Genomic DNA, 8,991 nt, shown 5'->3' with positions numbered 1-8,991 from the left:
GGTTGCTGGGTGCCGGCGGGACCGGCGGAATCGGCGGGGCCGGCGGGCGTGGCAGCGACGGCCTGTTCTTTGCCGGCTCCGGTGGCCACGGCGGAGCCGGCGGTGCCGGGGGCGATACGGGCTGGATCGGTCCGGGCGGCGCCGGTGGGATGGGCGGCATCGGCGGCCGGGGCGGCGACGGGGCCCCCGGCGCCGGTGGTGTGTCCTACGACGGCGACGGCGGCCAGGGCGGCAGTGGCGGCGCCGGCGGTGCCGGTGGGCTGGGCTACGGCAACGGCGGCAGCGGTGGGTTCCTGCGGTACAACGGCGGTGACGGCGGCGACGGCGGCGCCGGCGGTGACGCCGGCGGCCTCCTCAAGTCCGCTGCCATCGCCGGCCGCCCCGGTAGTGGTGGCCTCGGGGGCAGCGGCGGGAATCTCTACGGCCACGACGGGGACGCCGGCATAGCAGGGCAGCCGTCACCGCATAAGTAGCACCGCTTGCGCCCGATCGCCCGAATCCCAGTACCGCTGCGCGGCGGTATGGGCGATTATGAGGAGGCCAATTGACGGGCGCAGGAGATTGCGGATGCTCAGCCAGGCCACGGAGGCCACCGGCCAGTGTGGGTCGTGCGGTAATGACCTGCGCGCCAAGGCCCGGTTCTGCGATGTGTGTGGCTCGCCCGTCTCGCCCAGACCGGCCACGGGCGAACACAAACAAGTAACGGTGCTGTTCGCCGACGTCGTCGGCTCGATGAAGCTCGCGGCGGCATTGGACGCCGAACGGCTGCAAGAGATCATGAACGAGATGTTCAACCGCGCGGCCGCGGTGGTGCAGCGCTATCACGGGACCGTCGACAAGTTCACCGGTGACGGCTTGATGGCACTGTTCGGCGCGCCGGTAGCGCTCGAGGATCATGCGCTGCGGGCCTGCATTTCAGCCCTGGAGATCCACTCCGCCACCAATGAGCTTGCAGCCGAGGTGTTTCGCCGCGACGAGGTTTCGCTGCAGCTCCGCGTGGGGCTCAACTCGGGAGAAGTGATCGCCGGCGAAATAGGTTTCGGTCAAGGCAGATACACCGCGGTCGGTCATCCCGTCGGAATGGCGCAACGCATGGAGGCAGCAGCGCCGCCGGGTGGAGTGATGTGTTCGCTGTCCACCGCACGCCTCGTCGAGGACGCCACCCGGCTCGGATCCCTCGAATACGTTGCGATCAAAGGCGACGACGAGCCCGTGCCCGCCCGACAGCTTCTCGCCATGGAATCCGAGCGCACGGTGCTGGGCCGCGACGAAGGCCTGATGCTGGGCCGCGACGCGGAAATGAACCGGTTGCAGGATCTGTTCGATAGCCGCGGCTGCCTGGTCGGCATCGTCGGTCCACCGGGGCTGGGCAAGAGCCGCCTGCTCAGAGAGTTCACGACGATCGCCGCGAGCCAGGGCGCTGAGATTGTGGTGGGCCGCTGCGAAGCCCACACCAGCACGCTTGCGTTTCGCGCGTTGTCTCGGCTGCTGCGCGCCATGTTCAGCGTGGAAGGCCTTGGCGCCGGCGAGGCCCGCGAACAGGTAGCGGCCCAATGTGCCCCGCTGTTCACGCCGCACTCCGCAGAAGCACAGATCCTGTTCGAGGCCATGGGGATCGCTGACGCCGCGGCGCCTCCCGTGCAACTCAGCGTCGAAGGGCGACGCCGCCGGCTGGTCGAAACGCTGACGCGGACGGTTCGGTCACGATCCGCCCGAATCGTATTCGCCCTCGAAGACGCCCATTGGGTCGACGAGTCCAGCGACGGCATCCTCGCCGATCTCGCCACCGCACTCGACGAGACGACGTCGATGTTCGTCATGACGTACCGCCCGGAGTTTCACGGCGCGCTGCACCAGCGATCGCGTCAGACGATAACGCTGCGGCCACTTACCGAATCGGCGTCGGTCCGCCAGGTCGGCCACCTGCTCGGGGGCGACACCTCGTTGCGGAATCTGGCCGAGCGAATCGCGGCCGCAGCCGCGGGCAATCCATTCTTCGCCGAGGAGATCGTCCGGGACCTGGGCGGCCGTGGGGTACTGTCGGGCAGTCGCGGTCGCTATCAGCTGATCGGCGATGTAGATGAAATAACCGTTCCCGCAACGGTTCAGGCGGTGCTGGCGGCCCGCATCGATCGGCTGTCGGCAGCCACGAAGTCGATTCTGAACGCCGCGGCGGTGATCGGTAACCATTTCGACGTGGACACGTTGCGGGCGCTGCTGACGGAAAGCGTGTCCACGTGTCTGGCCGAGCTGGTGTCGGCCGAATTGATCGATCAGGTCGAATTCGTTCCGCGACAACGGTATTGCTTCCACCATCCGCTGGTGCGAACGGTGGCCTACGAATCACAGCTGAGCGCCATTCGGGTGCGGGCGCACCGAACGCTGGCCGCGGCCATCGAGGCGCGCGACTCCGGTGCCGTCGACGCCAACGCGGAATTGATTGCCACGCACCTCGAGGCGGGCGGCGAACCCGTCCAGGCGTACCGCTGGCATCTGCGCGCAGCGGAATGGCTCCGTTCACGCGATGTGCGTGCCGCCCGCGCAGCATGGGAACGGGCCCGACTTATCGCCGACGGGTTAGCCGATGACAGCGAGGGCGTCATCGCCATGCGAATCACCCCACGGGCGTTGCTGATCTCTACTGCGCTTTATGTCACCGACGCCATCGGAGCTGATCAGCGTTACCAAGAACTTCGAGAACTCACCATGCGCTCCGGTGACCTAACCCCGCTCGCGCTCGCGACCGCCGGACGCATCTGGTCGTTCGGCATCAACGACATCCGCGTCCCCGAGGCCGTAGCGCTGGCATCGGAGCTGGAAGACATGGTCGACAGCATCGCCTGCGAGGCGGCGACAATGGCCATAATCCTCAATGCGATAGCGTTTGCACGGTTCGTCGACTGCGATTTCGACGCCGCGTTACGGGTCATCGACGCGATACTGGCATTACCCGACGATGTACCGGCGAATGAAAAGGTTGCAGCGCTGGTTCTTCGCGCGGTCATCGAGATGTGCATCGGGGACACGGAGCTGGGCAGGCGAAATTTCCAAGAGGGCATTGCACAAGCGCATACGCTGCCTCCCCTCAACTACGTGATGGTCTCGCACTACTCCGGAACCGTTGCGATGTTGGGTATGTGGCGGGCCGACGATCTGCTCGACGAGACGCGGGAGGCGTTGAGGTGTGCGGAAGCACTGGGCGACATCAGCGGCATCATCGCCACGCTGTGGGCCCGTGGAACGGTCCTGCTGCGCGCCGAAAAAGCGGCACACGACGAGGGGATCGGGCTGCTCGAGCGCGCACGCGCCCTGATCGAAGAGCACAAGTTGCATGTCCTCGCGCTGACCACCATTGGTGCCGAGCTGGCGATCGATGCCGCGCGAAAAGGGCTAGTGGACAAAGCTATCGATGATCTTCGTGCCTGGTTCTCGCTGCACATCGAATGTGGCAGTCCAGTGTTCGTAGGCTGCACGGGAGAGGCGCTCGTCGCGCTGCTCATCGAGCGCGGATCGCTTGACGACCTCGCTGAAGCTCACCGAATCGTTGATCGCTGGGATGGGCGGCCTGGCACTACAGCGGTGGACCTGTGGTGGCTGAAATCCCGCGCGTTGCTAGCCAAAGCGGCAGGCGATTCCGGCGACTACGCGGAGCAAGCCAACCAGTATCTGTCGCTGTGTGAGAAGCTCGACGTCGTCGGCCGGCTCGCCGAAGCGCGGCGCATGGTCGACGAGATCGCCTGAGCCCCAGCACAGAACTGACGGAGATGGCAACGGTACTGGCATACACCTCGCCCGCACTCGGTCACCTGTTGCCGATCAGCGCGCTGCTGGCCGAACTGTCCAGCCGTGGCCACACGGTTCACCTACGCACACTTTCCGCCGGTGTGGAAATCGGTCGGCAGTTCGGCTTCACCACAGATGCCATTGATCCGCGGATCGAAGCGATCGAGCTCGACGACTGGAAGGCACCCAATCCCCGCGGCGCGCTGCAGATGGGGCTCGCGGCGTTCGGCCGCCGCGGCGTGCTGGAAGTGGCCGATTTCGCCGACGCGGTAGCCCGGGTCCGCCCGGACGCGACGTTGGTCGATGTGAACTGCTGGGGTGCGCTGTCGGCAGCAGAGGCCGGTGGTTTGCCGTGGGCTTGTTTCTCGCCGTACACGCCGCCGCTGCAAGCCGACGGCGTGCCACCGTTCGGGCCGGGTCTGCGGCCACTGCCCGGATTATTGGGGCGGACGCGTGACGCCGCAATGCGACCTATCGTGATCGGTTCGCTCGAGAAGCGAATACTGCCGCTGATCAACATGATTCGCGCAGATGTCGACGACATCCGGCCGGTCACGTCGATAGACCAGTTTCTGCGCCGGCCGCCGCTGATGCTGGTCGCGAGCGGCAAGCCATTCCAGTACCCGCAGACGGACTGGGGTGACGCGGTCCAGATGATCGGGCCGTGCGTGGCCGATCCGGGGTCGGGCACCGTCCCCGATTGGCTGGCGTCGATCGACCGGCCAATCGTGCTCGTCACAACCTCATCGGAGAAGCAAGCCGATACCAACCTCGTCCAGACCACTATTGCCGCGCTGAACGATGAGCCGGTGCATGTGGTCGCAACCCTGCCGGCCGGACGCCTGGACGAAATAGCCGCATCGCCCAATGCGACTGTGCTGCAATTCGTTCCACACGGTCCCGTGCTGGATCGCGCGGTGTGTGCGGTGACCCACGGCGGCATGGGAGCGACCCAAAAAGCGCTCGCCCGCGGCGTTCCGGTGTGCGTCGTGCCTTACGGGCGTGACCAACTCGAGGTCGCGCGGCGCGTCGAGGTGGCCAAGTGCGGCACCCGGCTGCCGGCCGGGAAACTCTCGCCGTCGCGACTACGCACCAAGGTGCGCGAGGCGATGGCCATGACGGACGGGGCAGAACGCGTCGCCGCCGGCTTCGAGGCCACCGGCGGGACGGCCCGCGGCGCAGAGCTATTCGAGCAGCGCGTGCTTGGCCGCAGCGCCGGGTGAACACGCCGTAGAAGCGTGACCGGCGTCACGCCATTGCCTCGCCCAACTCGATATGTCCTGCCAAGCCAAAGGTTTTCGCCAGTTCACGGTAGCGGTCGCGCAATAGTGTGTAGGCCGCAGTGTCGCCGTGAGCCCGGGCCAGCAAGGCGCGTAGCCGCAGCAGCAGAACGTCGCGTACCGCCAAACTGCCGTCGGTAACCGCTGCCGCCAACCGGTCGATCGCGGCTTCGGCTTGGGCCTTATCGCCCGCAGAGTCGCCCGCAGAGTCGCCATCAGCCGCACGTTCCAGCAGTGTCTCCACCAGAACCCCGGTAGCTGGAATGCCCCATGCCAGCAGCTGTCCCTCACGAACCAGGCCTTCAATTGATGCGCACATCAACTGGATCGCCTTGTCGCGATCTCCACGCCGAGCCCTTTCGCGTGCCACGTACACGTCGACCAGCGGTCGATCGCCGAGATTATGTGCATGGCGGACGAACACGTCGCTGACCTCGACCAGAAGCGTCTGTCCGCGGTCACGCTCGGCAGCCGTTCGACGGTGTACCAGGGCGATGCCCAGCGCCACCCTCGCAAAGGCCAGGGCCATGTCGTTGCCCGATCTTTCGGCAAACCGCACCGCATCCTCGATCTCACCCACCGCGGTATCGTCGGCAGCCAGCGCGCCATTCGGGATTCCCGGAAGGTAAGCCCAGGCGACGGACCCAGCGTAGGTCAGGGGGTCGGCGCTGCGGGCTATGTCCAGGCCGTGGCGCAGGTCGGCGCGCCATTCAGGAAGACCGAGGCAGTAGCGGGCCATAGCCCGGGACGTGAAGGCAAGCGCTAGCGGAGATCCGAAAATAAAGTTGCCTTTGAACGGATCACCGTCGGCCAGGTCGATACCCCTTTGCGACCATCGCAGCACGTCGGGCCATTCGCCGCTCTCGATCTTGGCGTAGATCGCCGGAAAGGACAGCCCTACGGTCAACGTCGGGTCGCCGAGCGACTCGATTTCGGCCATGGCTTCCGATGCCAGCCGCGAGGCCTCGCGGATCCGGCCCTGATACGCGCTATCCATCACCAGCCCGGCCATGGCAATCACCAGCGACCTCTTGTCCCCTGCGGCGGCGCACAATTCCCGCAATTCGTCAAAGCGAGCGCCGGCATCGTGCGCACGGTTTCGATAGGCGGTCGCGCACAGCATGGTGCGAGGGGCAATGCGCATGGCGGTTTGGTCCGGGTCCTCGGCGGGCCCCCCATTGGGCAGTGCGTCGGCGATCGTTCGGGCGCGCTCCCAACTGAGTCGTGCTGCGGCCATGTTGCGGCTCGTCAACCAGGCGGCCGCGCGCATGCGCCAGCCGTACGCCGCGGGCAGATCACCGGCGGCCTCCAGATGTTCGGCGATCAGTGCGGCGTTTTGCTCGGCGGATTCCGGCTCGCGGGCTTGGATCGCGGTGGCGAGCCGTCGATGCAACACGGTGCGATCAGCTCTGAGTTGTGATTCGTAAGCGACCGTACGGATCAACGGATGCCGAAACCCGTATTCCGCGCGCGGGGTGAATCGCACTTGGTCGACGAGCTCGGCGTCGATCAGCTCGTCGACAACCGGATCGACCTCCAAGACCGCCAGCAGGTCGCCGCTGAAGCGAGCGCCGATCACCGCCGCGGCGACAAGCGTGTGCTTGGCCGCCGAGCTGAGCCGGTCAATGCGTGCGGCGATGGTCGCCTGCAATGTGGCGGGCATGCTGACTTCGGCCACATCGGTCCGGCAGGCATAGCTGCCGCGCTCACCGACAAGTACGCCGCGCTCGGCGAGTTCACGAGTCATTTCCTCGGCGAAAAAGGGATTTCCGGCCGCGCGTCCGGCGATGACCTTGCCGATCTGATCGACGGTTGGATCGGCACCAAGCATTTCAGCGAGCAATGTCGCGGTTTCCGAATCGCTCAGTGGCGCAAGGGCGATGGTCTGCGCGCCGGAAAGCGCCGTCAGCGCCCCGTGGTATTCGGGACGATAGGTGACGAGTACCAGTGCGGGCGTCTGCGGTATCACTGAAAGGAATTCGGCGAGCATGGATTCGCTGACCGCGTCGATCCAGTGCGCATCCTCGATGATGAAGACCGCCGGCTCAGTGCGGCTCAGTTGGGCCGAATTGATCAGTGCGGTCAGCCGCCGTCGCCGCGCGTCGGGGTCGATCTTGGGCAGCTCCGCATCGGGATCGGCCCTGCCCAACAGATCGTCAAGCAGCAGCAGGTCCTGGGGATCGGCGTCCGGGACAAGGGCTCCCAGCGGGCCGGTCGCGCGCAACAGACGTGTCAACACATGGAACGGGACCTCGGTGGCGTGTGATTCACCGAAGGTGGAATACACCTCGACGCCGCGACCTTTCGCCAGTTGGGCGGCTTCAGCGATCAGCCGGGTCTTGCCGATCCCGGGAGGTCCCACCACGCCGATCACACAGCCGCGGCCTTTCATCGAGCGATCGAGCATCGCCGTCAGCGTGGCCAGTTCCCAGTCGCGGCCCACCAACGTCGAATACGCGACACCGCTGCGCTGCGGCCGCTCGGTGACGCTCAGCAGCCGGCGCGCCCGCACTGGGTCCGCGACGCCCTTGATGTGCACCAATTGCGGTTCTCCGAGCGCCGCGGCGTTCTCGACCAGTCGCGCCGTGGAGTTGCTGAGCATCACAGCCCCCGGCGGCGCGACCGATTCCATTCGCTGAGCCATCCCCACCTGTTCGCCGATGGCCGTGTAACCCAAAGCGGCGGAACCGATCTCACCGGCGATGACCTGCCCCGAGTTGAGCCCTACCCGCAGGCGCAGGTCGATGCCGTCGCGTTCGTCGAACTCCGCTGCCAAGCTGACGACCTCGGCCTGAATGCCGAGCGCGGCAAGGCAGGCCCGCAAGGCGTGGTCTTCCAAGGCGTTCGGTGCGCCGAATACCGCCATCACGCCGTCTCCGGTGAACTTGTCCACCGTGCCGCCGTATCGCTGCACCACCGCCGCCGTATGCGTGACAAGTTCGGCCATGATCTCGCGCAACCGCTCTGCGCCCACCGCCGCGGCGATCTCCATCGAATGGACCACATCGGCGAACAGCACGGTAACTTGCTTGTATTCGGCCGGGGCACCGGACGCCGCGCTCGGTGAGCCGCACTCGCCGCAGAACTTCGCGGTCGGCCGCAATTCTGCGCCGCATCGGGGGCACGTCAGCACGGCAGTCATCGGCACCAGAATAGGACGCCGCGACCGGTGCATTCAGCGGCTTGCCCGGCTGGCGCAGCTCATGGCAACCCATTGATCCCGGGTTGACCGAACAGGCGCCCGCCGGATCCGCCGGCGCCGCCGGTGCCCACGGTCTTGGCGAGTCCGCCGTTGCCTCCGTTGCCACCGTTGCCGATCAGATTGGCGCCACCACCAGCGCCCCCGGCGCCCCCGACTGTGGGGCCGATCGACACCGCGTTGCCGCCTGCACCGCCGTTGCCGCCATTGCCGATCGGCCCGGCGAGGCCACCCGGTCCGCCCTCACCACCGGCTGCGTTGCCGTCGCCTCCGGTTCCGCCGGCACCGCCGGAGCCAAAGAGTCCGCCGATCCCACCAGCTCCGCCGGAACCGCCGATATCGCCGAAACCTCCGGCGCCGCCGGCGCCACCGGAGCCGAAGAATCCGGTGTTGCCGCCGCTGCCGCCGAACCCGCCGAGCTGGCTGCTTCCGGTCCCGCCGGTGCCGCCGGTTCCGCCCGAGCTGAACAGCCCGCCGTCACCTCCGGATCCGCCGGTGCCACCGTCGCCGTTGATGCTCGACCCGCCGGTGCCGCCGGCGCCTGCGAGGCCGAACAGCCCGGCGGATCCGCCTTGGCCGCCGGTGCCGCCAGTCGTGCTGCCCTGCCCGCCCGCACCGCCGACGCCGCCGGAGCCAAACAGTGCTCCGGCGCCACCTTGTCCGCCCGTGCCGCCCTGGGCGTTGACGGCGATTCCGCCCGCCCCGCCGGCGCCGCCAGTGCCGAACAGG

The 8,991-nt window shown here is 67.2% G+C and carries 3 protein-coding genes and 2 pseudogenes; 3 read left to right on the top strand and 2 right to left on the bottom strand.

The window, feature by feature from the left end; genetic code table 11:
• From BST12_RS34420 to BST12_RS27810, 3 genes and pseudogenes are all read left to right on the top strand, one after another.
• A pseudogene (locus tag BST12_RS34420) lies at positions 1 to 473 on the top strand (PE family protein); the annotation flags it as partial.
• 94 nt (positions 474 to 567) lie between these two features.
• A complete protein-coding gene (locus tag BST12_RS27815; RefSeq protein ID WP_083116411.1) occupies positions 568 to 3,741 on the top strand; it encodes an adenylate/guanylate cyclase domain-containing protein in 3,174 nt (1,057 codons plus the stop codon).
• 23 nt (positions 3,742 to 3,764) lie between these two features.
• Positions 3,765 to 5,006: a glycosyltransferase gene (locus BST12_RS27810; RefSeq protein ID WP_083116410.1), complete on the top strand. Its 1,242-nt coding sequence runs from the start codon at positions 3,765 to 3,767 to the stop codon at positions 5,004 to 5,006.
• 25 nt (positions 5,007 to 5,031) lie between these two features.
• On the opposite strand, the gene BST12_RS27805 is transcribed toward BST12_RS27810, so the two are convergent.
• Positions 5,032 to 8,205 carry an ATP-binding protein gene (locus BST12_RS27805; RefSeq protein ID WP_083116414.1) on the bottom strand — a complete coding sequence of 1,058 codons (3,174 nt, stop codon included), beginning with the start codon at positions 8,203 to 8,205 and terminating at the stop codon, positions 5,032 to 5,034.
• A 59-nt stretch (positions 8,206 to 8,264) separates the two neighbouring features.
• Positions 8,265 to 8,991, bottom strand: a pseudogene (locus tag BST12_RS32355) (PE family protein); the annotation flags it as partial.

The sequence above is a fragment of the Mycobacterium angelicum genome (genome assembly GCF_002086155.1).
Taxonomy (GTDB): domain Bacteria; phylum Actinomycetota; class Actinomycetes; order Mycobacteriales; family Mycobacteriaceae; genus Mycobacterium; species Mycobacterium angelicum.
Note: the sequence above shows the minus strand (reverse complement) of the source record. Positions and strands in the feature narration are given on the sequence as shown.

Excerpts from the sequence above, each read along its gene's own strand:
- BST12_RS27815 (WP_083116411.1), top strand. The coding sequence starts at position 568 with ATGCTCAGCCAGGCCACGGAGGCCACCGGCCAGTGTGGGTCGTGCGGT.
- BST12_RS27810 (WP_083116410.1), top strand. The coding sequence starts at position 3,765 with ATGGCAACGGTACTGGCATACACCTCGCCCGCACTCGGTCACCTGTTG.
- BST12_RS27805 (WP_083116414.1), bottom strand. The coding sequence starts at position 8,205 with ATGACTGCCGTGCTGACGTGCCCCCGATGCGGCGCAGAATTGCGGCCG.